General features: G+C 48.4%; 21 protein-coding genes. 2 read left to right on the top strand and 19 right to left on the bottom strand.

Translation table 11 applies throughout. The features are described 5' to 3' along the window. Positions 1–266: 266 nt before the first annotated feature. The 5 genes from eno to rlmD form a co-directional block, all read right to left on the bottom strand. On the bottom strand, positions 267–1568 hold the full coding sequence (eno, locus tag R3289_RS17370) for a phosphopyruvate hydratase (protein WP_318926951.1): 1302 nt from the start codon (positions 1566–1568) through the stop codon (positions 267–269). An 83-nt stretch (positions 1569–1651) separates the two neighbouring features. Continuing rightward, a complete protein-coding gene (locus R3289_RS17375; protein WP_318926952.1) occupies positions 1652–3289 on the bottom strand; it encodes a CTP synthase in 1638 nt (545 codons plus the stop codon). 239 nt (positions 3290–3528) lie between these two features. Further along, positions 3529–4329, bottom strand: coding sequence for a nucleoside triphosphate pyrophosphohydrolase (gene mazG / locus R3289_RS17380; RefSeq protein ID WP_318926953.1), 801 nt, complete (start codon positions 4327–4329; stop codon positions 3529–3531). A gap of 134 nt (positions 4330–4463) precedes the next feature. Next, the gene (gene relA, locus R3289_RS17385) at positions 4464–6692 is read right to left on the bottom strand and encodes a GTP diphosphokinase (protein WP_318926954.1); all 2229 of its coding nucleotides are present in this window, start codon (positions 6690–6692) and stop codon (positions 4464–4466) included. 33 nt (positions 6693–6725) lie between these two features. Next, entirely contained in the window at positions 6726–8069 is a 1344-nt protein-coding gene (rlmD, locus tag R3289_RS17390) for a 23S rRNA (uracil(1939)-C(5))-methyltransferase RlmD (RefSeq protein WP_318926955.1), read from the bottom strand. Between the two features lie 122 nt (positions 8070–8191). Between rlmD and barA the strand changes: the two genes are divergently transcribed. Next, a complete protein-coding gene (gene barA, locus R3289_RS17395) occupies positions 8192–10978 on the top strand; it encodes a two-component sensor histidine kinase BarA (protein WP_318926956.1) in 2787 nt (928 codons plus the stop codon). Positions 10979–11167: 189 nt separating this feature from the next. On the opposite strand, the gene acpS is transcribed toward barA, so the two are convergent. From acpS to rpoE, 11 genes are all read right to left on the bottom strand, one after another. After that, positions 11168–11548 (bottom strand): holo-ACP synthase, encoded by a 381-nt coding sequence (gene acpS / locus R3289_RS17400; RefSeq protein WP_318926957.1) that lies wholly within the window; start codon positions 11546–11548, stop codon positions 11168–11170. Positions 11549–11550: 2 nt separating this feature from the next. After that, on the bottom strand, positions 11551–12282 hold the full coding sequence (pdxJ, locus tag R3289_RS17405; protein WP_318926958.1) for a pyridoxine 5'-phosphate synthase: 732 nt from the start codon (positions 12280–12282) through the stop codon (positions 11551–11553). Next, the gene (recO, locus tag R3289_RS17410) at positions 12279–12989 is read right to left on the bottom strand and encodes a DNA repair protein RecO (RefSeq protein ID WP_318926959.1); all 711 of its coding nucleotides are present in this window, start codon (positions 12987–12989) and stop codon (positions 12279–12281) included. The genes pdxJ and recO overlap by 4 nt, the downstream gene beginning before the upstream one ends. A gap of 8 nt (positions 12990–12997) precedes the next feature. Continuing rightward, positions 12998–13903 carry a GTPase Era gene (gene era / locus R3289_RS17415; RefSeq protein WP_318926960.1) on the bottom strand — a complete coding sequence of 302 codons (906 nt, stop codon included), beginning with the start codon at positions 13901–13903 and terminating at the stop codon, positions 12998–13000. After that, positions 13900–14574, bottom strand: coding sequence for a ribonuclease III (rnc, locus tag R3289_RS17420; RefSeq protein WP_318926961.1), 675 nt, complete (start codon positions 14572–14574; stop codon positions 13900–13902). Before rnc ends, era begins: the two co-directional genes overlap by 4 nt. 10 nt (positions 14575–14584) lie before the next feature. Next, on the bottom strand, positions 14585–15484 hold the full coding sequence (gene lepB / locus R3289_RS17425) for a signal peptidase I (RefSeq protein ID WP_318926962.1): 900 nt from the start codon (positions 15482–15484) through the stop codon (positions 14585–14587). 130 nt (positions 15485–15614) lie between these two features. Then, a complete protein-coding gene (gene lepA / locus R3289_RS17430) occupies positions 15615–17408 on the bottom strand; it encodes a translation elongation factor 4 (RefSeq protein WP_318926963.1) in 1794 nt (597 codons plus the stop codon). Positions 17409–17484: 76 nt separating this feature from the next. Beyond that, the gene (locus R3289_RS17435) at positions 17485–17982 is read right to left on the bottom strand and encodes a SoxR reducing system RseC family protein (protein WP_318926964.1); all 498 of its coding nucleotides are present in this window, start codon (positions 17980–17982) and stop codon (positions 17485–17487) included. Further along, on the bottom strand, positions 17979–18977 hold the full coding sequence (gene rseB / locus R3289_RS17440) for a sigma-E factor regulatory protein RseB (RefSeq protein WP_318926965.1): 999 nt from the start codon (positions 18975–18977) through the stop codon (positions 17979–17981). Before rseB ends, R3289_RS17435 begins: the two co-directional genes overlap by 4 nt. After that, the gene (locus tag R3289_RS17445) at positions 18977–19663 is read right to left on the bottom strand and encodes an RseA family anti-sigma factor (protein WP_318926966.1); all 687 of its coding nucleotides are present in this window, start codon (positions 19661–19663) and stop codon (positions 18977–18979) included. Before R3289_RS17445 ends, rseB begins: the two co-directional genes overlap by 1 nt. A gap of 23 nt (positions 19664–19686) precedes the next feature. Further along, complete coding sequence (rpoE, locus tag R3289_RS17450; protein WP_318926967.1) at positions 19687–20265, bottom strand: RNA polymerase sigma factor RpoE; 579 nt, start codon at positions 20263–20265, stop codon at positions 19687–19689. A gap of 460 nt (positions 20266–20725) precedes the next feature. Between rpoE and nadB the strand changes: the two genes are divergently transcribed. Further along, a complete protein-coding gene (nadB, locus tag R3289_RS17455) occupies positions 20726–22348 on the top strand; it encodes an L-aspartate oxidase (RefSeq protein ID WP_318926968.1) in 1623 nt (540 codons plus the stop codon). Between the two features lie 82 nt (positions 22349–22430). On the opposite strand, the gene R3289_RS17460 is transcribed toward nadB, so the two are convergent. From R3289_RS17460 to R3289_RS17470, 3 genes are all read right to left on the bottom strand, one after another. After that, the gene (locus R3289_RS17460) at positions 22431–24260 is read right to left on the bottom strand and encodes a methyl-accepting chemotaxis protein (protein WP_318926969.1); all 1830 of its coding nucleotides are present in this window, start codon (positions 24258–24260) and stop codon (positions 22431–22433) included. 194 nt (positions 24261–24454) lie between these two features. Beyond that, entirely contained in the window at positions 24455–24883 is a 429-nt protein-coding gene (locus R3289_RS17465) for a protein YgfX (protein ID WP_318926970.1), read from the bottom strand. Continuing rightward, positions 24852–25112, bottom strand: a complete 261-nt coding sequence (locus tag R3289_RS17470) for a succinate dehydrogenase assembly factor 2 (RefSeq protein ID WP_318926971.1) — start codon at positions 25110–25112, stop codon at positions 24852–24854. Before R3289_RS17470 ends, R3289_RS17465 begins: the two co-directional genes overlap by 32 nt. Positions 25113–25183: the final 71 nt, after the last annotated feature.

Consider the following 25183-nt stretch of genomic DNA (forward strand, 5'->3'; position numbering starts at 1 on the left):
CAGTTGTATTATACTGATTAGTATTAGGGTAAGTATTCATTCCTCTCGTTCGTTTCACCCTCTTCAGGGCAACGAGTCAGGGGGAATGGATACTCTTTAAAAATATCCAACTTGTAATAATCCCACAAACCATTGTTGGTGACTAGCGTTAGGCTTTTAGTCTGCGTTATTCAGATATAAAAAGTTCTTCAGACATAAAAAAACCGCCTCAAAAGAGGCGGTTTCAGAAGAATAAGGGTTAATTACCCAAAGTCAGTGCTTAATAATTAAGCTTGACCTTTAACTTCTTTAAGGCCGTTGAAAGGTGCTTTCGCGCCTAGAGCTTCTTCGATACGAATTAGCTGGTTGTACTTAGCAACACGGTCAGAACGGCTCATAGAACCAGTTTTGATTTGGCCTGCAGCAGTACCTACCGCTAGATCAGCGATAGTTGCATCTTCAGTCTCGCCTGAACGGTGAGAGATAACAGCCGTGTAACCAGCGTCTTTAGCCATCTTGATTGCAGCTAGAGTTTCAGTTAGAGAACCGATCTGGTTGAACTTGATCAGGATAGAGTTAGCTACGCCTTTCTCGATACCTTCAGCAAGGATCTTCGTGTTTGTAACGAATAGATCGTCACCAACGATTTGAAGTTTGTCGCCTAGCAGTTCAGTCTGGTGCTTGAAGCCAGCCCAGTCTGATTCGTCAAGACCGTCTTCGATAGATACGATTGGGTATTGGTTAGCAAGGTCTTGTAGGTAGAAGTTAAACTCTTCAGAAGTGAAGATTTTGCCTTCGCCTTTCATGTTGTAGTGGCCAGCTTCTTTGTCGTAGAACTCAGATGCAGCACAGTCCATTGCCAGAGTAACGTCTTTACCCAGCTCGTAACCTGCAGCTTCAACAGCTTCTTTGATTGCAGCTAGTGCAGCAGCGTTAGACTCTAGGTTAGGAGCAAAACCACCTTCATCACCAACAGCAGTGCTTAGGCCTTTAGCCTTAAGTACTTTAGCAAGGTTGTGGAATACTTCAGCACCGATACGCAGTGCTTCTTTAAGCGTTTTCGCGCCAACTGGCTGGATCATGAACTCTTGGATATCAACGTTGTTATCAGCGTGCTCGCCACCGTTGATGATGTTCATCATTGGAAGAGGCATAGAGAATACGCCAGCTGTGCCGTTTAGCTCAGCAATGTGCTCGTATAAAGGCATGCCTTTAGCTGCAGCAGCTGCTTTAGCATTCGCCAGAGAAACAGCCAGGATTGCGTTAGCACCAAACTTAGACTTGTTTTCAGTACCGTCTAGGTCGATCATTACCTGATCAATAGCCGCTTGGTCTTTTGCATCTTTACCAAGTAGAGCTTCAGCGATTGGGCCGTTTACCGCTTCAATTGCTTTAAGAACACCTTTACCTAGGAAACGAGACTTGTCGCCGTCACGTAGCTCAAGAGCTTCACGTGAACCCGTTGATGCGCCAGAAGGGGCTGCAGCCATACCGACGAAACCACCTTCCAGGTGAACTTCAGCTTCAACAGTTGGGTTGCCACGTGAATCGATGATTTCACGACCTAGAACTTTAACGATCTTAGACATTGTGTTTCCTCTTGCTTTATCTTCAATTTAAAAGCTAAAAAACAGCTGTAGCTATCATCACTACAGCTATCCGTAATCCTTACTTATTTAAGCTCACCACGCAGGTTTTGGCCTGCTGCCTTCACGAAACCTTCAAATAAAGGATGACCATCGCGAGGTGTTGATGTGAACTCAGGGTGGAACTGAGCAGCCACGAACCACGGATGGTTCGGGATCTCGATAATTTCGACTAATTTCTTATCTGCTGACAGACCAGAAATTTTAAGTCCCGCTTTCTCTAATTGAGGAAGCAGGTTGTTATTGACTTCATAACGGTGACGGTGACGCTCATGAATTGTAGCATTACCGTAAAGCTCACGCGCTTTAGAGCCGTTTTTCAGGTGGCATAGCTGAGAACCAAGGCGCATTGTGCCGCCTAAATCTGATGTCTCTGTACGCTTCTCTACCTGACCTTCACCATCAACCCACTCGGTGATTAGACCAACAACCGGGTACTTGGTTTCAGGATTAAATTCAGTCGAGTGTGCATCTTTAAGACCCGCAACGTTACGTGCGAATTCAATAAGAGCAACCTGCATACCCAGGCAAATGCCCAGATAAGGAATTTTGTTTTCACGGGCATATTGTGCAGTCAGGATCTTACCTTCAACACCACGACCGCCGAAGCCGCCAGGAACCAAAATGGCATCTAGCCCTTCGAGCACTTCCGTGCCTTTAGATTCAACGTCTTGTGAATCAATATATTTAATTTTCACAGACAGGCGGTTTTTGAGGCCTGCGTGCTTCAATGCTTCGTTAACCGATTTGTAAGCGTCAGGCAGTTCAATGTACTTACCGACCATACCGATTGTTACTTCATCAGTAGGGTTTGCTTCTTCGTAGATCACCTGCTCCCATTCCGCCAAATCCGCTTCCGGCGCTGTAATACCAAAGCGTTTGCATACCAGATCGTCAAGACCTTGTGCTTTGATTAGCTGAGGGATTTTGTAGATTGAATCTACGTCTTTCATCGAGATAACCGCTTTTTCCGGCACATTACAGAACAGTGCGATCTTAGCGCGCTCATTGGCCGGAATAACACGGTCTGAACGACAAATTAAGATATCAGGCTGAATACCGATAGAAAGCAGTTCTTTGACTGAATGCTGAGTCGGCTTCGTTTTCACTTCACCGGCCGCTGCCAGGTAAGGAACCAACGTCAGGTGCATGAACATGGTACGTTCACGGCCTTGCTGCACGGCTAACTGGCGAATCGCTTCCATAAATGGCAGTGATTCGATATCGCCGACAGTACCGCCCACTTCAACAATAGCGATATCATGACCTTCAGCACCAGCAATCACGCGATCTTTAATCTCGTTCGTGATATGCGGGATTACCTGAATAGTGGCACCGAGGTAGTCACCACGACGCTCTTTACGCAACACCTCTTCGTATACACGACCAGCCGTAAAGTTATTACGCTTGGTCATTTTTGTACGGATGAAACGCTCATAGTGACCTAAATCGAGGTCGGTCTCTGCACCGTCTTCCGTAACGAATACTTCGCCGTGTTGGATCGGGCTCATTGTGCCTGGATCAACGTTGATGTAAGGGTCTAGCTTCATCATGGTCACTTTAAGACCACGCGCTTCAAGAATAGCTGCCAGAGAGGCTGCAGCAATACCTTTACCAAGTGAGGATACGACCCCGCCCGTAACAAAAATGTAATTCGTTGTCATGTTTAACCTGGAAGATTGGTTATAGAGGATTTAAAAAGCTATCTGGACGGGAAATTAGTATACCAGACACATTTTTTTCCACAACGTGAAAACTATCACAGCACTCATCGTTTTTTTTTGTTTCAAATCAATTATACTTATAGCGATTACGTTTCGCGTGATAAAGCCGAGAAAACAACACCAACAAAAAAAAGAAAATGGGACATTTTTTTCACCTATCGTCCCTGTTTTGCCATTAATCACTCTTCTTTTTTAACTTTATCCCATTCGGCATCGAGCATATCCAGAGAGCATTCATCAATGCGCCTCCCTTGTTGCTGCACCTTTCTTTCAACTTCGCGAAAACGTCGCTCAAATTTTTTATTGGCTCGCTGCAGTGCCTGTTCGGGTTTAACCTGCAAATGACGGCTCAAGTTCACCACCGAAAACAGTAAATCCCCCATTTCTTCTTCAACCTTACTGTGATCAACTGACACCTGAATGACTTCATCCATCACTTCATCAAGCTCTTCCTTCACCTTATCAACCACCGGCCCCACAGAATCCCAGTCAAAGCCGTGCTTTGCGCAACGCTTCTGAATTTTATCAGCACGACTCAGCGCCGGCAGAGCCAGCGGAATATTGGCCAGCAGACTGCTATCCTGGCCTTTCGCATCACGCTCTTTGGCTTTTTCAGCTTCCCAGTGGGCGTTGATCGCCGCATCGTCAGCAAAATCAGTCTCACCAAACACATGCGGATGGCGGCGGATCAGCTTTTCATTCAAGCCATTCACCACGTCATTAAAATCAAATAACCCTTGCTCTTTGCCCATCTGGCTGTAAAAAATAATCTGGAACAGTAAATCCCCCAGCTCTTCCCGTACATCGTTCCAGTCTTGCTGTTCAATCGCATCAGCGACTTCATAAGCTTCTTCAATGGTGTGGGGCACAATCGAGGCAAAGGTCTGCTTACGATCCCACGGGCACCCTTGGCTTGGATCCCGCAATGTCGCCATAATCTCAATAAGCTGCTCAATCGGTGTTTGCTGTTTATCGCTCATAGTCACTATTCTTTTTTGCTCTGATGTTAAAAAAACGGGAAGCACAATGGCTTCCCGGTTCTAGTTTCTAGTATCGAGGTTCTAGGCTCTCATTTCTAGATACTCGATTCTCGCTTCTCGATATTCGGCTCCCGTTAATACAGACGCTTGGCCTCGGCGACATCCTTCACCTGCTCAATCCGCTTCAGAACCTTGCTCAACACATCCAGATCGGTCAGTTCTAAATCAAAGTCCATCACCGACATCTGTTTCTTGTAGTCGATCCGACTCTTCACACCCGCCACTTTGGCTTTTTCATTGGCAAAGGTATTGGTCAGATCTTTGATCAAGCCATTGCGCTCAGACGCGGTGACCCGCACCGTAATATTATAGTTACCGACAAATCCTCCGCCCCATACGGTATGGATTATACGCTCCGGTATATGGTGACGGAGCTCTTCCAGCTGTTCGCAGTCATTACGGTGCACCGAAATACCTCGTCCCTGGGTAACAAAACCAACGATTTTATCGCCAGGGATCGGCTGGCAACAGCGAGCTAGGTGGGTCATCAGGTTATCCACCCCTTCAACCACAACAGCATCACGTTGCGGTTTTTTCGCACTGGTGCTGGTTTTCGCTCCCGCCTCTGTCAGTTTGTCTAACAGCTGCTGATCTTCTTCTTCTGCGGTCGGCTTATTAACCATAGTGTTGATATGGTTAACAACCTGGTTGATACGCAAATCGCCACTGCCGATACCCACAAACAACTCATCGAGTGATTTGGCATTAAAGCGTTTTAAGGCATATGCCTCTGCGTCTTTGAGTGTTGCGCCGACTTTGTGCAGTTCGACTTCAAGCATTTCACGCCCGGCAACCATGTTCTTGTCACGATCTTGCTTGCGGAACCAGGCATGGACTTTGGCTCGGGCGCGGCTTGAGGTAACAAAACCAAGGTTGGGGTTCAACCAGTCACGTGACGGGTTGGGCTCTTTCTGAGTGATAATCTCGACCTGCTCACCCATTTGCAAGTGATAGGTGAAAGGGACAATCCGGCCTTCGACCTTGGCACCAATGCAGCGGTGACCGACTTCCGAGTGAATGTGGTAGGCGAAATCAAGCGGCGTCGCATCAAGCGGCAAATCAACCACGTCCCCTTTCGGCGTAAACGCATAAACGCGGTCATCAAAGACCTGGCTCCGTAACTCTTCCAGCATTTCGCCAGAATCTGACATTTCTTCCTGCCACACCAGCAGCTTACGCAACCAGTTAATTTTTTCGTCGTAGGATGATTTTGCACCGCCAGACGAGCCTTCTTTATATTTCCAGTGCGCGGCAACCCCGAGTTCAGATTCTTCATGCATTTGCTTGGTGCGGATCTGAATTTCAATCGTTTTGCCTTCCGGCCCCAGTACCACTGTATGGATAGACTGATAGCCATTGGGCTTCGGGTTGGCGACATAGTCGTCGAATTCTTTCGGCAGATGACGATACTTGGTGTGCACCACACCTAATGCGGCATAACAGTCTTGGAGCTGATCGGCAATAATACGCACGGCACGTACGTCAAACAGCTCATCGAAGGCCAGATTCTTCTTCTGCATTTTGCGCCAGATGCTGTAGATGTGCTTCGGGCGGCCATGCACTTCAGCATTAATGTTGTAAGCCCGCATTGATTCCGCAAGATCTGACACGAAAGAGTCAATATATTGCTCGCGATCGATACGACGCTCAGAGAGCTGTTTGGCAATCTGCTTGTAGGTTTCAGGATGCTGATAGCGGAAAGCGTAATCCTCGATTTCCCACTTAAGCTGACCAATCCCCAGACGATTAGCCAATGGCGCGTAGATATTGGCACACTCACGCGCAGCCGCACGACGCACCTCATCCGGTTCATCTTTTACTTCACGCAGGTTACAGATACGCTCTGCAAGCTTGATGACCACGCAGCGGAAATCATCCACCATCGATAACAACATGCGGCGAATATTATCAACCTGCACTGATTGCGCGGCACCGTCGGTGTTCGCATTCAGCTGCCTGATTGCCGCCATTTGCTCGACCCCTGTCACCATCTGCAGGATCGTGCTGTTGTAATCTTCCTTAACCTGCTCATGAGCATAAACGCCAGCTTCCACCAGCGGGAACAGTAGCGCTGCAATCAGCGTATCTCTGTCCATACTCAGGGTAACCAGGATTTCTACCATTTCGCGGCCACGCCATAACAGCAATGGCGCAGACTCTTCCCCAGTCGTTAGATCGATACATCGCTGATAGGTTTTTTGAATGCGGCCAGACACCTCGGCGTCTTGCTGCAAACTCTCGACCCAAGATGAAAGTTCAAATGTATTATTTCCCTTTAAATGCGCACCGCGAACTGCGACCATTTTTTAATCCTGTTTTTCTCTGTTAAAGAAACACTATTTTTGGGTAGCCGGACTCATTTGGGTAAACAAGGCCATTGACTCCAGGTGTCCGGTATGCGGAAACATATCCAGCATTCCCAAGCGTTCCAACTGATAACCTTTTTGCAGTAATACCTGACTATCGCGCGCGAGCGTAGCCGGATTACATGATACATATACTACCCTTTCAGGCTTAAGATTCACTACATGCTGCATCACACCCGCAGCGCCTGCACGTGCTGGATCCAATAAAATTTTATTAAACGGTTCGCGCGCCCACGCCAGCTTAGTGACGTCATCATCCAGGTTAGCCTGATAAAAGGCTGCATTACTCTGCTTGTTGCACATCGCATTCTCTGTGGCACGATGAACCATTTCTTCGATACCTTCAATACCAACCAGTGCTTTTGCGCGTTTTGCCAACGGTAAACTAAAATTTCCCAACCCGCAAAATAGATCCAGCACACGATCATCTGGCTTAACATCCAGCCAATCGGCGGCTTGACGGACCATTTTTTTATTCACTTCACGGTTGACCTGAATAAAGTCTTTTGGTGAAAAATTCAGCTTCAGTTCATCCAGTTTATAGTACGGTGCATCACCGTAAACACGCTCGATGTCATCCGATGTCGGAGCTAAGAATAGAATAACATTATGCGCTTGAGCAAACTGGCGAATCAACGTCATGTCTTTGTCAGAAAACGGTTTTAAATGACGAATTAAGACCACCCGGCCGTTATCCGCTTCCACCAGTTCGACATGGCCGAGGTGTTTGTGACCTTTCAACTGACTTAGCAGGCTGCGTAATGGCGGTAAAAGTTCATTCAGTGATTGCGCCAGCACCGGACATTGCTCAACGTCAACAATCTCTTTGCTCTGCTTCTTGCGAAAGCCAAACTGCAATTTTCCCGCCCCCGGCTTAATGCTGAATCGGGCGCAGCGACGGTAATGCAGATCACGACCAACAATCGGAGCGACCTGGGGAAAAAATTGCGGCTGTTCAGTGGCGGCAAACTTGCTCATTAGCTCGGTTAATGCCAGTTGCTTAGCCTCGACCTGCCCTGAGTGGGACAAATGTTGTAAGTTGCACCCGCCACACTGGTCATAGATCGGGCAATGCGGTTTAATACGTGCCTGACTATCGGTAAGACGCTTGATGACCTTGGCACGAGCGTACTGCTTTTTGTCTTCAGTAAGCTGAACCAGTGCCTTTTCACCCGGTAATAAGCCGTCAACAAAGACAGATTTACCATTAAGATGACCAATACCAGAGCCAAGGTGATCTAAACGGCTGATTGTAATTTCTTTATGCTTAGTATCGGTTATTTTACGTTTCTGAGGCTTAAAAAAGCGTGCCATAGTGTTTTGACTCACTGAAAAGACATTGGTTGATTGTCGAGCAGCCCTAGTTTCATTAAGCTAAAGGCCACAGGTGGACGACAATTCTCCCACAGAATCGCATTCTTGTAATTAAGAGAACCATGACCAAATATGGACTTCGTGCCAGGGTCTTTACCCTGACATTAGCACCGACATTGATTATAGGCCTATTATTAAGCGCCTTTTTCACGATGAGCCGCTACCGTGATCTGGAACACCAGCTGATATCTACTGGTGCCAGTATTATTGAACCGCTGGCAATTTCAACAGAATATGGCATGACCGATAAAAATCGGGAAGCGGTTCGTCGCCTGATCAGTTATGCCCACCGCAAGCATTCCCAGATCATCCGCAGTATTGCCGTCTTTGATGCCAGCAATGAATTATTTGTCACCTCGAACTTTCATCGTAACTTTGAAATCCTGATGTATCCGGATGATCAACCGATCCCGTTGCTGCTCGATACCCGGCTCAATGATAATTCGTTGATCCTGCGCGCCCCGATTTTAACCGAAGGTCAATTTGGTAACAGCCCGCAATTGAATTACCAGGGCCAGGCCCTCGGGTATATCGCCCTAGAATTAGACTTAAGTGCCCTGCGTCTCCAGCAGTACCAGGAAGTATTCACCGCCTTGATGGTGCTACTACTGGGGTTAACACTGTCTTCTCTGTTTGCTTACCGCCTAATGCAGGATGTTACCAGGCCGATCTCGCACATGGTCAGTGTGGTCGATCGGATCCGACGCGGTCACTTGGATATACGCATCGAAGGAGAACTGCTTGGTGAACTGGATACCTTGAAAAACGGTATCAATGCCATGGCAATATCGCTCTCTGAATACCACATTGAGATGCAGCAGAGCATCGATCAGGCAACGTCCGATCTGCGCGAAACCCTGGAGCAGTTGGAAATCCAGAACGTTGAACTGGATATCGCCAAGAAGCGTGCCCAGGAGGCCGCACGGGTGAAGTCCGAGTTCCTGGCAAATATGTCACACGAACTGCGAACGCCGCTAAATGGTGTTATCGGCTTTACCCGTCAGATGCTGAAAACGCGGCTCAGTTCGAGTCAGCAAGATTACCTGCTAACTATCGAAAAATCGGCAAATAACCTGCTGACCATCATTAACGACATCCTCGACTTCTCGAAACTGGAAGCCGGCAAGTTACTGCTGGAAAATATCCCGTTTGATTTTACCGAGTCACTGGATGAGGTGATGTGTCTGCTGGCACCAAGCGCGCACGAAAAAGGGCTTGAACTCACCCTGAAAATTGATAACCGGATCCCGGCAGGCCTAATTGGTGATCCGCTCCGGATTCAGCAAGTGATCACTAACCTCATCGGTAACGCCGTTAAATTTACCGAACGCGGCAATATCGACGTCTCGGTCGAACTGAAATCCGACAAAGATGAAAATGTCGAACTGCAATTTATGGTACGTGATACGGGTATCGGGATTTCTGAGCGCCAGCAGGCACAGTTATTCCAGGCATTCAGCCAGGCCGATGCCAGTATTTCCCGCCGTTACGGCGGTACCGGGCTCGGCCTGGTGATCACCCAGAAACTGGTAACCCAGATGGGCGGTGAAATTCGTCTCACCAGCCGATTGCACCAAGGCTCGACCTTCTGGTTCTCATTAAAAATGCAAAAAACGGATCTGCCGGTTTCTCAGCCGATTGATACCTCTTCGCTTATCGGTAAAAAGCTGCTGTTAATTGAACCAAACATGCAGGCCGCCTCCGTCGTTCAGCAACGCTTAATTAACGCCGGCATACAGGTGACTTACCGTTCGAGCATGCCGGAAGATGCCGAACACCATCATTTTGCGCTATTGTGCCTAACGCCGGGCGAGCAGCCGCCGATTGCCACTTTACTCGACCGGGTATTCAAGGCTGAACAAATTACCGACAAGGTGATTGTCAGTCTGCCAGCCACAGAGCTGGCATTGTCTGAGCGCCTTATCAATGCCGGGGTATCGGCCTGTTTAGGCAAGCCGCTGGCACACCGTAAGCTGTTTGAAGTGCTCAGCAATGCACCGGATGATCACGTTGAGCAGGATGTACCGTTGCTAGCCGAACCAGCACAGACCATCGAGCCTCTGACCGTGATGGCGGTTGATGATAATCCGGCAAACCTGAAGCTCATCGCGGCACTGCTGAGTGAGCGGGTAGAAACGGTTATTACCGCAACGGGAGGAAGAAAGGCCGTGGAGTATGCTCATCAGAAAGCCTTTGATTTAATCTTTATGGATATTCAAATGCCGGAAATGGATGGTGTCACGGCTTGTCAGGAGATCCACAAAACGGATCTCAACCACACAACGCCGGTGATTGCCGTTACCGCCCATGCGATGGCCGGCGAACGTGAACGGTTGCTCAATGCCGGGATGGATGATTACCTCACCAAGCCGATTGAAGAGCGCATCCTGCAGCAAATACTGGCAAAGTGGACAACGAGTTCTCATGGCACGGGTTCTGCAGCAACGGAAGGCGGCGTTACCGCTGACGTCACTGAAGCCCCCTCCCCGGATCAGGCTGTAACAATTGACAAAAATACCAGCTGGGACTGGGAGCTGGCACTGGCACAAGCCGCTGGAAAAAAAGACCTGGCGAAAGACATGCTGCAAATGCTGCTCGATTTCATGCCCGAAGTGGAAATGCTGGTGAATGAAGCCTTAGACGGCAAAGAGATCGATTTATGGTCGTCGATTCACAAGTTGCATGGCAGCTGTGCCTACAGTGGCGTGCCGCGCCTGAAAAACCTCTGCCATACCATAGAGACTGAGCTTAAAGCCAATGCAACCGTCGAGGACATTGAGCCCGAACTGTACGAGCTGGTCGATGAAATGAACAACGTGGTGAAAGCGTCAAAGGCGTATAGGCACTAGGGACTAATATTTTGAGTACAAAAAAGGAGAGCGATAGAGGCTCTCCTTTTTATTGGTTTGTCAGATGAAAATCTGGGGGCCTGCAAGGCAGGTTCTATGAGCCCTAACGGAGAGTCAAGCTTTTGCTTTTCCTCGCAACTCGAACCTAGTAACTCGACACTGCTTATCCATAGAACCGCTCTGCCGTTATTACGATTCTAAAATCACCGTTGCCACGGCATAACGTTTCTCGTCGGCAATGGTCAGATGAACGTGGTTAACGCCCATCGCCTCGGCCAATTTTGCGGCTTTACCTGACAGACGCAATACTGGCTTACCCAGCTCATCATTACTGACGGTGAAATCCTGAAAAGAGACGCCGCAGGCAATCCCGGTTCCTAAGGCTTTCGATGCCGCTTCTTTGACCGCAAACCGTTTGGCCAGATAACGCCCCTTCAGCTTTAAACCCGCTAAGATTTCCAGCTCAGGCGCTGACAAGACTCGCTCAGCAAAGGCATCACCCGATCGCGCATAGACTTTTTCAACGCGCCCGATATCTGCGATATCGGTTCCCAGGCCGACAATCGCCATGCTTAGCGACGCGCTTCAAGCATGATGGCTTGCATATCGGCCACCGCTTTGTTCAAACCATCAAACACGGCGCGCCCCATGATGGCGTGGCCAATATTCAGCTCATAAATCTCGGGCAGCGCAGCCACAGGCTTCACGTTGTGATAGGTCAGGCCGTGGCCCGCATTGACTTTAATACCCAGATCATCTGCGTAACTTGCAGCCGCAGCAATCTTCTTCAGCTCCGCTTGCTGCTCTTCTTCGCTTTCTGCATCAGCATAATGGCCGGTGTGCAATTCGATATAAGGCGCACCAGCGGCAACTGCCGCATCAATCTGCTTACGGTCAGCATCAATAAACAAAGAGACTTTAATGCCAGCTGCCGTCAGTTTTTCGGTTGCTGCTTTAATTTTGTCCAGCTGACCCGCCACATCCAGACCACCTTCGGTCGTCAGCTCTTCCCGTTTTTCAGGTACCAGGCAGACGAACTCCGGCTGAGTTTCCAATGCAATGCTGACCATTTCATCCGTCACGGCCATTTCAAGGTTCATACGAGTCTGGATCGTTTCACGCAAAATACGGACATCTCGGTCAGTAATATGGCGGCGATCCTCACGCAGGTGAATAGTAATACCATCGGCACCAGCACGCTCAGCAACTTCTGCTGCGTGAACAGGATCAGGGTATCGAGTACCTCGGGCGTTGCGTAGAGTGGCAATATGATCGATATTCACGCCGAGTAGTATGTTCTTCATTTTTGGGTACTCCTTCCTCTAGGGATAAATAATTCCCTGCTTTTTAATGGTTTCCCGCCAAGATAAGGTTTCAGGGCCATCCGTGTAAAGCGTTTTGCTGCCTTGAGTTGATCCGGGGTTTCAAAATGTCGGGCGGCTATCGCTTTCAGCTGGCTACCGGTAAAGGTCAGCTGGCCTGTCATGATTGATGCAATAAAACCTTTTTGCTCGCGGTAGTTATAGGTCATGGTGTCTTCTACAGGCAAGCCACTACCGGCACAGTGAAGAAAGTCGATGCCATACCCCAGATGATAAAGCAGTGCCAGCTCAAAGCGCCGCAATGCCGGTTCTGGGTTATCAGCTTGCGCCAGCTCGCGCAGCGCATTCAGATAATCCAGAAACAGCACAGGGTAAGGTGTGTCATTCTCGAGAACCCGAGCCACGACTTCGTTAATATACAGGGCAGAATAGAGGATATAGCCGCGCATGGGCAGGCCGATACTGATAGGTTCGGCATGATTCAATGTCCGCATTGAACCGCGGCCGGACCATTTCATAAACAGAGGAGTGAAAGGCTGCAATGTGCCTTTGAGGTTGGAGCGCTTACGGCGCGCTCCTTTCGACAAGATAGTCAGACGACCACTGTCCTCGCTGAACACATCGAGGATCAGGCTCGTCTCACTATACGGGCGAGTATGAAGGACAAAACAGCGTTGCAGCCCCTCCATGGTGTTCCTTACAGGTCGTCAATGTAACCCAGGCTACGCAGTGCACGTTCGTCATCTGCCCAACCCGATTTCACTTTAACCCATAGCTCCAGGTACACCTTACGCTCGAACAGATCTTCCATATCAATACGGGCTTCACGGCCAATGACTTTCATTTTCTCGCCATTTTTGCCGATCACCATTTTCTTCTGGCCCTTTCGTTCAACCAGAATCAAGCCATTAATATCAAAACCATTCGTGCGCGGATTAAAATCAAAACGTTCGATCTCAACCGTCACAGCATAGGGCAACTCTTCACCGGTAAAGCGCATCAGCTTTTCACGGATGATCTCAGAGGCCATAAAACGCTGCGAACGGTCGGTCACATGATCTTCCGGGAAGAAGTATTCACCTTCCGGCAGATGCTCGCGAACAATTTTTTCTACCGCATCAACGTTGGTACCGCTTTTCGCTGAAATTGGCACCACATCAACAAAGTCCATCTTCTTCGACAGCGCTTCAAGGTGCGGGAACAGATCGCCTTTCTCTTTCACGTTGTCGACCTTGTTGATCAACAGTACTGTTGGCAGCTCACTCTTAATAAGCTTGTTCAGTACCATCTCATCATCGTCAGTCCACATTGTGCCATCAACCAGGAAAAGCACTAGCTCAACATCGGTCAGCGAGCTGCTGGCCGCACGGTTCATCAAACGGTTAATGGTGCGTTTTTCTTCAATGTGCAGACCCGGGGTATCAATATACACCGCCTGGTAACCATCACGGGTATCAACACCCATAATACGGTGACGCGTTGTCTGTGGTTTACGTGAAGTGATCGACAACTTCTGCCCAACCAGACGGTTGATTAGAGTCGATTTACCAACGTTTGGTCGGCCTACGATGGCTATAAAGCCGCAATGTTGCTTATCTGTCATGATTCCAACTGCTTAAGAGCAAGTTCTGCTGCTGCCTGCTCTGCCTTGCGCCGACTGCCGCCTTTACCAATTACAGGCTTATCCAAGCCTGTAACATCACATTGCACCGTGAACTCTTGATTATGAGCTTCACCATGTACCTTAACTACAGTATACCCCGGAAGCGGCAAACGACGACCTTGCAAACACTCTTGCAGCCGTGTTTTGGGATCTTTCTGGCCAATCCCCGGTTGAATGGTGTCGAGGCGAGACTGATACCATGCAAGAATAATCTTCCGTACCTGCTCAGTGTCACTATCAAGATAGATCGCACCAATGATCGCTTCAACGCAATCAGCCAGAATAGAGTCACGGCGAAAGCCGCCGCTTTTTAACTCTCCCGGGCCAAGCAGTAAATACTCACCAAGCTCAAATTCACGCCCCAGCTCAGCCAGGGTCTTACCGCGAACTAATGTCGCACGCATACGGCTCATATCCCCTTCATCCACTTCCGGGAATCGGTGGTATAGGTCATCTGCAATGACAAAGCTTAAAATGGAATCGCCCAGAAACTCGAGGCGTTCGTTATGAGTACCGTTAGCACTGCGGTGTGTCAGTGCTAACGTCATCAAATCGCTGTTATTAAATTGATACCCCAGCATACGCTGAAGTCTATTAGCAGGAGATGTCATTTTATCTCGATCAGTTTATGCTACCGATGCGGTTAAAACGCACACCAGTAGGAATCCAGGATGGTAAGACACTCTCGGCACTTCTTTCAAACTCAAAGCTGATCCAGATCACGACCGCCTTTCCGACCAGATTTGCTTCTGGAACAAAGCCCCAGAAACGACTGTCTGAACTGTTATCGCGGTTATCCCCCATCATGAAATACTGGCCTTCAGGTACAACCCACTCGCTGATCCCCGGACGCGGATAGTACTTCAGCGTGTAGTCTCGCTTCAGTGGGTGCACTAAAATCTGGTGATTTACATCACCCAGTTTTTCATCGAGTTGAACAAAACGTGTCATGCCCTGACTGAACTCACTGTCAGTCATATTCGTCAGTGGCACCGGGGTACAGGTTGCAGAACCTTTCGGGGCAATACAAAGCTGCTTGCTGGAACTGTAACGAATCGTATCGCCAGGCATACCAACAACACGTTTAATGTAGTCAACATTGGGTTGAGGCGGGTACTTAAAGACCACGCTATCACCACGCTCTGGCTCACCGGTTTCAATCAACTTGTGACGGAATACCGGATCGCGAAGACCGTAAGCGAATTTTTCAACCAAGATGAAATCTCCCACGAGCAACGTCGGCATCATAGAGCCGGATGGGATCTGGAACGGCTCATAAATAAATGAGCGAAATACCATAATGAGCGCAATCACCGGAAACATCGAGCTGGCTGATTCCACCCAGCTCGGTTGCGGCGCAATGGCTTCAAGGGTTTTAGCAGCTACTTGATCGCCAGCATTAGCTGCTGCCGCATCAATTTTTAATTGACGTTTCGGTGCCCAGATAAATTTATCCAACGCCCAAATAATCCCGGTCAACAGCGTGGCCAGAACCAGAATTAACGAAAAAGTATTTGCCATTTTATTCCCTATGAATGTCTCAACTCATCACAAACGGGTTGGTCCGTGAAACAGAAATGCCGATTTAATGAATATAAATCAGCACTTTGTTTGACATCAAACCCGCTTGCGATGAGATAAACGTTATTACTTATTTTTTACCTACGTGCAAAATAGCCAGGAACGCTTCCTGAGGCAGTTCGACATTGCCGATCTGCTTCATACGCTTTTTACCTTCTTTCTGCTTCTGTAGCAGTTTCTTCTTACGGCTGATATCGCCACCGTAACATTTAGCAATCACGTTTTTACGCAACTGCTTAACGGTTGCACGGGCAATGATCATGCCGCCAATCGCCGCTTGAATCGCGATATCAAACATCTGACGAGGAATGAATTCCTTCATCTTGTCGACTAACTCACGACCGCGACCATTTGCATTGTCTTTATGCGTAATGATTGCCAGTGCATCAACACGTTCGCCATTGATCATTACATCAACACGTACCATGTTGGATGGCTCGTAACGCTGGAAGCTGTAATCCAGTGATGCGTAACCACGCGAGGTCGATTTCAGACGGTCGAAGAAATCCAGTACCACTTCTGACATAGGGATATCGTATGTCAAAGCAACTTGGTTACCGTGATAGACCATATCCACCTGCATACCACGTTTTTCGATACACAGCGTGATCACGTTACCCAGGTACTCAGACGGCACTAGGATATTACAGCGTGCAATGGGCTCACCAATGACTGCAATATCATTGACTGCCGGTAGCTTGGACGGGCTATCGACATAAATAATGTCGCCGCGTGTCGTTTCAACTTCATACACTACAGTCGGTGCTGTGGTAATAAGCGCAAGATCGTATTCACGCTCTAAGCGCTCTTGAATGATTTCCATGTGCAACATGCCAAGGAAGCCACAACGGAAGCCAAAACCAAGTGCCGAAGAACTTTCTGGTTCATAGAACAAAGACGCATCATTTAGGCTTAACTTGCCTAGTGCATCACGGAAGTTCTCGTAATCATCAGAAGAGATCGGGAACAGACCCGCATAAACCTGAGGTTTCACTTTCTGGAAACCAGGTAATGGTTCTTCACAGCCATCTTTGGCCGTTGTAATCGTATCGCCAACAGGTGCTCCCAGGATGTCTTTAATACCACAAACAACCCAGCCAACTTCACCGGTATTCAGGGCAGTCGTATCGACTTGCTTCGGTGTAAAGATACCCAGACGGTCAATATTCCAAACCTGACCGGTACTCATCATTTTAATTTTTGCATTTTTCTTTAATGAGCCATTTTTAACTCGAACCAAAGAGACAATACCTAAATAATTATCGAACCATGAGTCAATGATCAAGGCTTGTAGCGGACCGTCAGGGTCACCTTGTGGAGGGGGAATAGCGGCTACGATGTTTTCCAGAACATCTTCCACGCCTAAACCTGTTTTCGCAGAACAACGCGTAGCTTCTAACGCGTCGATACCGACAATGTCTTCTATTTCTTCTGCGACACGTTCTGGATCAGCAGCTGGCAAGTCGATTTTATTCAAAATCGGCACCACTTCTAAGTCCATCTCCATAGCCGTGTAACAGTTAGCTAATGTCTGGGCTTCAACGCCCTGACCCGCATCAACCACCAGCAAAGCACCTTCACAGGCCGCTAGGGAGCGCGATACTTCGTATGAGAAGTCAACGTGTCCTGGTGTATCGATAAAATTAAGCTGATAAGTTTCACCATCTTTCGCCGTATAGTCGAGTGTGACACTCTGGGCTTTGATAGTGATACCGCGTTCGCGTTCGAGATCCATGGAATCTAAAACCTGCGCAGACATTTCACGGTTGGAAAGGCCACCACAGACTTGAATTAGACGGTCGGATAAGGTCGACTTACCATGGTCGATATGTGCAATAATCGAAAAGTTACGAATGTGCTTCATGAATGGCGTGACTAGCTCGTGATTAAAATGAATGGGATCTTTTGATCAAGTTGACGGATTCTACCGAATTTCAGGGCTACTCGCTATCTTTCGATGCGGCATTTATCATCTTATCCACTGACAGAGGCTGCCCCAGCACTCTAATCAAGCTCGGTTCGTAGGCTGAGTCTCCCTCTAAGCGCCTGGCATAATACTTGGCTATCAGCAAGCCAATGCCAGCACTGATAACCGCTGCCAGCACCACACCAACTTCGCTGGTGCCTGATAATTCGACAAACCACCACTGCCCTAACGCTGTCCCCAGCAGTAAAAATAGCAAAGGCACAACATAAACCAACAGAGCAGAACTCAGTATGCTCTGCTCAGACAGACCAATTTCAACTACCTGCCCGATCGTCAGCGACTTTTGCGTGGTGATTTTTACCTGATGAGCTCGTCCCGGCACCACTTTACTCACGATGCCCGTTCCACAGGTGTCCCGGGACCCGCAATGACCACAGCTGGTCTGTTGCTGGCAACTGACGGTAATACTGCCCGGTTCAACGGCAACGACGGTTGCCAGTGTGTTCATCATGGCGCAGCCTTTTCAGCCGTAGAATCAGCCCCTTTTTTTGAACCGACAAAAGCGATCGACTCTGCAACCCGACGTGCCGTGGCCGGAGGAATATCGCCGACAACAGTCACTTCTTTCTTACCCTGAAGATGGCTATGCAACGTACGGCGCCCTTGTCTTACCAATTGTTCACGTACAGTATAGCTGTCTGCTTCTGAAACATAGATAGAAAAGCTAAATAATCCATCACTGTACATTTTGCTTTCAACTGGCCGTTGAGTCAGGACCAGGCGATGGCGGTTACGAGAGACTGACTCAAACCCCTGAGGTAACCAGTTTACCTGCCAGCTCAGTTCGGCCTGAGGCTGCGGCGGCAACTGAACAACGGCGGGTAAATCAACACTGCGCAGGCTTTGCAGTACCTCACCGACTTTCGGGTTCACAACATATGACACCGCTCGATACTGCTCTAACGGTTCACCGTCGCGATCGAGCAAATCTGCACGCATCACTAAACGGTTGCGATGATCAATCCACAACAAATAAGAATAACGTGCGCCGTCTTTAGGAGCGATACGTACGACATCACAGGCAACGCCCGCCTCGCGAGCCCGCCCCATCGAGATGAAGTCATAATTAGCCGACAACGCGTTAATATCGGACTGCATAATCGGCGGCAGGGGAGCCACCATCTTGTTACTATCGATCGTAAAAGGATCCAGCCCGGGCTCGAAATAACTGATCTCATTGCCACGCTGAATCACCTCACGCGGCGGTCCGCTGAGGTAGATCAGATGTGCGTACGTCTGACCATCTTCTAACGCATGACGATATCGTAGCGGTTCAATACTGTTTTTCTTAATTAAAATGTACGACAACTCGTAACTGAGCTCTCGACTAGCCTCATCCATCTGATGCAACAAAGCCTCTGCTGAAGCGATAGGCTCTTCGGCAAAGGCTTGCAAAGGCATCATCAGGCTGACCAGTGTCACGGCACCGACCAGAATTTTTATCATTAGTCCGCCACAGATGAATTAGTTTCTAACAACGTTCTGTCAATACTGCCATCTTCAGCGTTGAAACGCAGCTGAAGTTCATAGTCTTGCAACATCGCATTAATACGACGGCGCTGCTCCATGAGTTGCGCTTCATTAGGGGCATTGTTATGCGCACCGGTACGGACAGAATCACGGGTTAAGCTGACTGGCTCAGCTTTGCCTGCAAAGGGGATAGTCTGCAGAACGGGTAATTGGGTATTGGTTGCTTCAGCAACCAGACCGTCATCACCGCCATTGTATTGTTGTACGCCGACAATAACCGCTAATGATACGGATGCAGCGATGGCTACCTGACCAAACTGGGTAAACCATGCCGGCAGTGAGCGTTTTGCCTGACGCGGTGTAGGCTGAGATTCAGGCGTTTTCTGTGCGGCTCTTATATCAACAACAGGTGCAGCCACTTCTGGCTCGGCACTTAAGCCTGGAACCCCGGTATGAGCAGGTTCATTTTCTAACGCCAGCGCGACATTTGCAGCAATATTCCATTTTTTGCCTTGCGGAGCATCGCCACGCATCACATCACCAATCAGGCTGAAGTTCTGCCAAGCTTGCTCACTCTCTTTGTCAACGGCCAGCGCATTGATAATGCTCTGATCCAGTTCTTCGCCGTCTAGTAACGCCGAAATTTTTTCTTTATCAGCCATTTTTTTCACCGTTTGGCCCAACATTATCGCTGCATTAGAGGACGGATACGTTTTTCGACCGCCTCTCGTGCACGGAATATTCGTGATCTTACTGTACCCACAGGACAACCCATCACCTCGGCAATATCCTCATAGCTTAAACCATCCAGTTCACGCAAGGAGATCGCGGTTTTAAGATCGTCAGGTAATGCATCAATGGTACTAAAGACAACCCGCTTTAATTCATCAGACAACATTTGGTTCTCAGGGTTCGAAATTTCTTTCAATGCATTGCCATTTTCATAGTATTCCGCATCTTCAGCATTAACATCGGATGCTGGCGGACGGCGCCCCTGAGCGACTAAATAATTCTTCGCAGTATTAACAGCAATACGGTATAGCCATGTATAAAAGGCACTTTCGCCACGAAAAGTCGGCAAGGCGCGATACGCCTTAATGAAAGCTTCTTGCGCAACATCCGGGACATCGCCCGAGTTGCTGACATAACGTGCGACGAGGTTACAAACTTTATTCTGGTACTTAATCACCAGAAGATTAAACGCTTGCTTATCGCCTCGTTGTACTCGTTCTATTAATACCTGATCTGTTTGCTGCTCGCTCATTCGAGCGTGTACTCCTATATCAGTATTGCACTCGTTGTTTCATTAAAGCTTTAGCCTGGCATGGGTTGAATGTCGCTTTCAACACCCTCTACAACCACGGGTCAAATAGCAACAGTATGAAACATTTATGAGCATGAGCACTATCTACGACCCAGAGATAACGGCAAAGTTCCGGACCGGATGAAATAAGATCTCAACAATAGTGCGCGATTTTTTTATCACGATGGCGCATTATACAGCGATAAGTGCGTAACGTTATACCAATTCCATTAATTATCAGAGTAATTAAGAGCCTGTCATCGGTGTTCAAACAAGCTCAGACTTTTTACATTAAGACTATTGGCTCTATATTGTGATTATTTTCTCCTAATTGATGGTAATTGGTATTTGATGGTCACAATGACCAATCCAGATGGAATTTGGTAAGATGTGGCGGATTGCCACAGGGATATGAATCGATATGAACGAAAACAGTGAACATCTTTGTGATGTATTAGTTATTGGTAGCGGTGCTGCTGGTTTATCACTTGCGCTGCGCTTAGCACCACTCGGTAAAGTTATCGTCTTAAGCAAAGGCCCGCGTAGTGAAGGCGCCACCTATTACGCTCAGGGTGGCATCGCCGCAGTCTTTGATGAATCAGACAGCATTGATTCTCACGTTCAGGACACTCAGGTTGCCGGTGCCAATTTGTGCGATGAAGCTATCGTTCGCTTTATTGCCGAAAATGCCAAACACTGTGTACAGTGGCTGATTGATGGCGGCGTGCCTTTCGATCGTGAAGAAAACAACAATGACGATAACAGCCCTCGTTATCATCTCACCCGTGAAGGCGGCCATAGCCACCGTCGAATTTTACATGCCGCTGATGCAACGGGCATGGCCGTACAGAACTCGCTGCAGGAAAACGTTCTTAACCACCCTAATATCGAAGTCTTAGAGCGCCATAACGCACTCGATTTAATTACCCAGCAGAAAATGGGCAACCATGATCACCCTAACCGCGTGCTGGGTGCATACATCTGGAACCGAAATCGCGAAGTGGTTGAAACCGTTCGCGCTAAGTTTGTGGTGTTAGCCACTGGTGGTGCTTCAAAAGTTTATCAGTATACCTCCAATCCGGATGTCTCATCCGGCGATGGCATTGCCATGGCCTGGCGGGCGGGCTGCCGCGTTGCCAACCTCGAATTTAATCAGTTCCATCCAACCTGTCTGTTTCACCCGGATGCCCGTAACTTCCTGCTAACAGAAGCACTTCGTGGCGAAGGGGCCTATTTGCGCCGCCCAGATGGCAGCCGTTTTATGCCTGATTTCGATGAGCGTGGCGAACTGGCACCGCGTGATGTCGTGGCACGGGCAATTGACTATGAGATGAAGCGCCTAGGTGCCGACTGCATGTATTTGGATATCAGTCATAAGCCAGAGGATTTTGTCAAAAAACATTTTCCGATGATTTATGAAAAACTGTTGGGTTACAGCATTGATATTACCAAAGAGCCCATCCCTATCGTCCCTGCCGCCCACTACACCTGTGGCGGTGTCATGGTTGATACTGAAGGCCGTACGGATCTGGATGGCCTGTACGCAATAGGCGAGGTGAGCTATACCGGCTTGCACGGTGCAAACCGCATGGCGTCTAACTCTCTGCTCGAATGTGTGGTGTATGCCTGGGCTGCCGCAGAAAGCATTACTAAGAAACTGGAGCACGTCAGCATGCCCGGCTCACTGCCGAGCTGGGATGAAAGCCAGGTTTGCTGTTCCGATGAAGAAGTTGTCATTCAGCACAACTGGCATGAACTACGCCTGTTCATGTGGGACTATGTCGGCATTGTGCGCTCAACCAAACGGTTAGAACGGGCAATGCGCCGTATTCAGCTCCTCAAGCAGGAAATCGATGAGTACTACAGTAATTTCCGAGTATCCAACAACCTGCTGGAACTGAGAAACCTGGTACAGGTCGCAGAGCTGATCGTTCGCTGCGCCATGGAACGAAAAGAAAGCCGCGGCCTGCATTACACCTTGGATTACCAAGAATCCAAAGCCGATTCAGGCCCGACCATCCTGACGCCTGATCAGCCGTGTTAAGCAACACCGAAACTAGAATAAAAAAATCCCAGCGTTAGCTGGGATTTTTTATTGTCAGGGGCCAACAGATCCTTGTGCCAGCTTAAACCCGATACTCCGCAATAGCCTCATCGAGTGATTTCGCCTGATCGGCCACCGCATAGGCAGCCTGGGCATTTTCGTGGGCAACATCTGAATTGGTATTGGTAATATCACGGATCGACGTCACGTTCTGGCCAATTTCATCAGAAACCAGGCTCTGCTGCTCAACGGCCGCGGCGATCTGGGTACTGGTATCCATGATCAACTGCATATCTGTCATGATCTGGTTAATTCTTACTTCCGCACTGTCTGCCTGAGTAACACTCAGATCCCCTTGCTCACGACAACGCCCGATATGTACCACCACCTGATCCGTCTGTTCCTGCAAAGAGGCAATGATCGTGGTAATTTCTTCGGTTGACTGACGTGTCCGCAGTGCCAGGGAACGTACCTCATCGGCAACCACAGCAAAGCCCCTGCCCTGCTCGCCCGCCCGGGCAGCTTCAATTGCCGCATTCAGAGCCAGCAAGTTGGTCTGCTCAGCAATGGCTTTAATAACATCCAATACCGAACCAATGTTTTCAGACAAGTTCGACAGGCTGGCAACTTCATCACTGGTCTGTGATAAATCGCCAGACAGCGAGCGAATGCGTTCTTTGGTGGCGCTCACCTCGGACAGACCTTCCATTGCACCATGGTGGCTGCGATCTGCGTTCGCGGCAGCAGTTTCAGTATTCGATGCAATTTCACGAATAGTCATCCCCATTTCAGTGATCGCGGTGGCGACTGAATCGGTTTCTGCCTGCTGCTGGTTCATTGCCATCTCGGATTCTTTACTGCGGCGCTGCAACTGCTCTGACGCCACACCAAGCTCGGTGATCGCCCCCTGAACATTGCCCACCAGCTGGCGCAGGCTCGATAACAGATGGTTAAAATTACGTGCCATCTGCGCCAGTTCATCGTCGCCGCTCTCATCAGCAATCAGTGTCAGATCATGGCTATGGGCAATGGTTGCCATCAAATCACTCAGCCCCTGAACCCGGCGCTGAATTGAACGACTGATCAGCCAAGACAACATCAAGAGTGCAATGATAATGATTACCACCGCAATGATAATCAACTGCTTGGTTAGCTTGCTATCCGCCGCAATTTCCTCAGCCAGCTGCTGCTGGACATCAGCGAACACTTTTTCGACCTGATGGGATAGCGCCCGGATTTCACCGCGCAAGCCATCATTGTGGTTCATCCCAATCAGTTCATGTTGTGCAACAATCTGTTCGAAAGTACGATGAAAATCAACAAATATATCGCCAAAATCCTGCTCTAACAGCAGTCCGTTTTTCTCATAATCCGCACGGTATTCGTTCAGATAATTGGCGTCTTTAGTCAGGGTAAACAGCTTCGCGGTCAGTGTTAAGCTATAGATTTCCAATGTATCTAAGTTCTGTTTATCAGCAATCCCTAGCAATTGATCCGCACGGGAAAAAAATGGACGATGCAGTCCTTCGTTATGACTGAGTCCAATCTTCTGATACCCTTTTATCAGCGTTATCATACCGTCATGATAACGTTCCATCGCCCCCGGCAGTGCCTGCAATCCAGAGATGGCGATGGATGCCTCTGCCAGATCTCCCGACATATCGGCCAATTGCGCCTGAAAACGGGTGTAGTTAGCCTGAAATTTCGGCTGGTATTTACTATCCATTCGCAACAGGAAGTCCTTCTCGTTCCGACGCAGATTTAATAGTGTGACTTCCAGCTCGCTGGCAGAAACGGCGGTATGATTCATCGCCATCACGCGTTCGTTGGCGAGCCAGCTCATTTCTAAAATCAACAGTAACGCCGTCACAGAGATAACGGTTAATCCCAGTAGCTTATGTTTTATTTTCATTGCAAATACATTCCGCCTGATTTCATCTACCGCCGACTAACGATAGAGGTACTATAGTTAATCGACCAGACAGGGCTTATCTTTAATAGGTAGCGTTAAATAATAAGGAGAAAAAAGCCATCTATAAAATAAAAAACCAAAAATCAGAGAATTACAACCAATTACATCTGCTAGGTGTTTTGTATTACCGCTTTTTAAGGTGAATGAAAGTCAGCATTGCGACACAATAAACTCAGGGTACGAAAGTCTTTGTCATCACAGGCATCATGACAGATCAGCAACCAACGCTGCTGCGCGGCTTGTTTCACCTTTAGCAAGATAAAAAAACGTGTGATCACTTTGATTTGGATGATTTGCCAGGACTGTCGCTGCCAGGTGACCTGCCCCGACACAGTGATACTGATACGGCCTTGATGCCGAAAACTGTACTGCCATAGCTGAAGCCATTCGAGCCACAAGCATTCAATAATAATAACCGCGGCAATGAAGGGAATCGAAGAGCGCAAGACAGCAAGCAGAAGAAACATTGCCGCACAAAGATATAACAGGCTCAGTGCGGCAATTGTCAGTTTGGACGGACGTAATAAAAGATCAGCGAAGTTTGCTGTTGTTGTGGGCAACAATTTTGTCCACCATTACCGCATGCGCTGGATTTTCACTACGACCGTGACCCATCATCCAGGTGAACAAATCAGGATCGTCACATGTCAGTAATGAGACTAAATCGTGTTGTTCCTGCCCTGACAAATCGTCAAAACACTCTTCAAAAAAAGGCATGATAAGCACATCTAGCTCAAGCATACCACGTCGGCATGCCCATTTAAGGCGTGCTTTTTCATCTGCACTCAACATATACAACCTCAATTATCTGTCTGACCGTTCCTGGCGAAAAGCAGGTTTGCCCTATACCGCGCTAGGATTTG

Origin of the sequence: Photobacterium sp. (genome assembly GCF_033720175.1) — a bacterium.
Lineage (GTDB): Bacteria > Pseudomonadota > Gammaproteobacteria > Enterobacterales > Vibrionaceae > Photobacterium.

Coding starts and splice junctions, on each gene's coding strand:
- lepA (WP_318926963.1), bottom strand. CDS start 17,408: ATGAAGCACATTCGTAACTTTTCGATTATTGCACATATCGACCATGGT.
- R3289_RS17435 (WP_318926964.1), bottom strand. CDS start 17,982: ATGATGAACACACTGGCAACCGTCGTTGCCGTTGAACCGGGCAGTATT.
- barA (WP_318926956.1), top strand. CDS start 8,192: ATGACCAAATATGGACTTCGTGCCAGGGTCTTTACCCTGACATTAGCA.
- lepB (WP_318926962.1), bottom strand. CDS start 15,484: ATGGCAAATACTTTTTCGTTAATTCTGGTTCTGGCCACGCTGTTGACC.
- rlmD (WP_318926955.1), bottom strand. CDS start 8,069: ATGGCACGCTTTTTTAAGCCTCAGAAACGTAAAATAACCGATACTAAG.
- recO (WP_318926959.1), bottom strand. CDS start 12,989: ATGGAGGGGCTGCAACGCTGTTTTGTCCTTCATACTCGCCCGTATAGT.
- acpS (WP_318926957.1), bottom strand. CDS start 11,548: ATGGCGATTGTCGGCCTGGGAACCGATATCGCAGATATCGGGCGCGTT.
- rseB (WP_318926965.1), bottom strand. CDS start 18,977: ATGATAAAAATTCTGGTCGGTGCCGTGACACTGGTCAGCCTGATGATG.
- R3289_RS17445 (WP_318926966.1), bottom strand. CDS start 19,663: ATGGCTGATAAAGAAAAAATTTCGGCGTTACTAGACGGCGAAGAACTG.
- mazG (WP_318926953.1), bottom strand. CDS start 4,329: ATGAGCGATAAACAGCAAACACCGATTGAGCAGCTTATTGAGATTATG.
- nadB (WP_318926968.1), top strand. CDS start 20,726: ATGAACGAAAACAGTGAACATCTTTGTGATGTATTAGTTATTGGTAGC.
- rnc (WP_318926961.1), bottom strand. CDS start 14,574: ATGACATCTCCTGCTAATAGACTTCAGCGTATGCTGGGGTATCAATTT.
- relA (WP_318926954.1), bottom strand. CDS start 6,692: ATGGTCGCAGTTCGCGGTGCGCATTTAAAGGGAAATAATACATTTGAA.
- rpoE (WP_318926967.1), bottom strand. CDS start 20,265: ATGAGCGAGCAGCAAACAGATCAGGTATTAATAGAACGAGTACAACGA.
- R3289_RS17460 (WP_318926969.1), bottom strand. CDS start 24,260: ATGAAAATAAAACATAAGCTACTGGGATTAACCGTTATCTCTGTGACG.
- R3289_RS17375 (WP_318926952.1), bottom strand. CDS start 3,289: ATGACAACGAATTACATTTTTGTTACGGGCGGGGTCGTATCCTCACTT.
- R3289_RS17470 (WP_318926971.1), bottom strand. CDS start 25,112: ATGTTGAGTGCAGATGAAAAAGCACGCCTTAAATGGGCATGCCGACGT.
- eno (WP_318926951.1), bottom strand. CDS start 1,568: ATGTCTAAGATCGTTAAAGTTCTAGGTCGTGAAATCATCGATTCACGT.
- era (WP_318926960.1), bottom strand. CDS start 13,903: ATGACAGATAAGCAACATTGCGGCTTTATAGCCATCGTAGGCCGACCA.
- pdxJ (WP_318926958.1), bottom strand. CDS start 12,282: ATGAAGAACATACTACTCGGCGTGAATATCGATCATATTGCCACTCTA.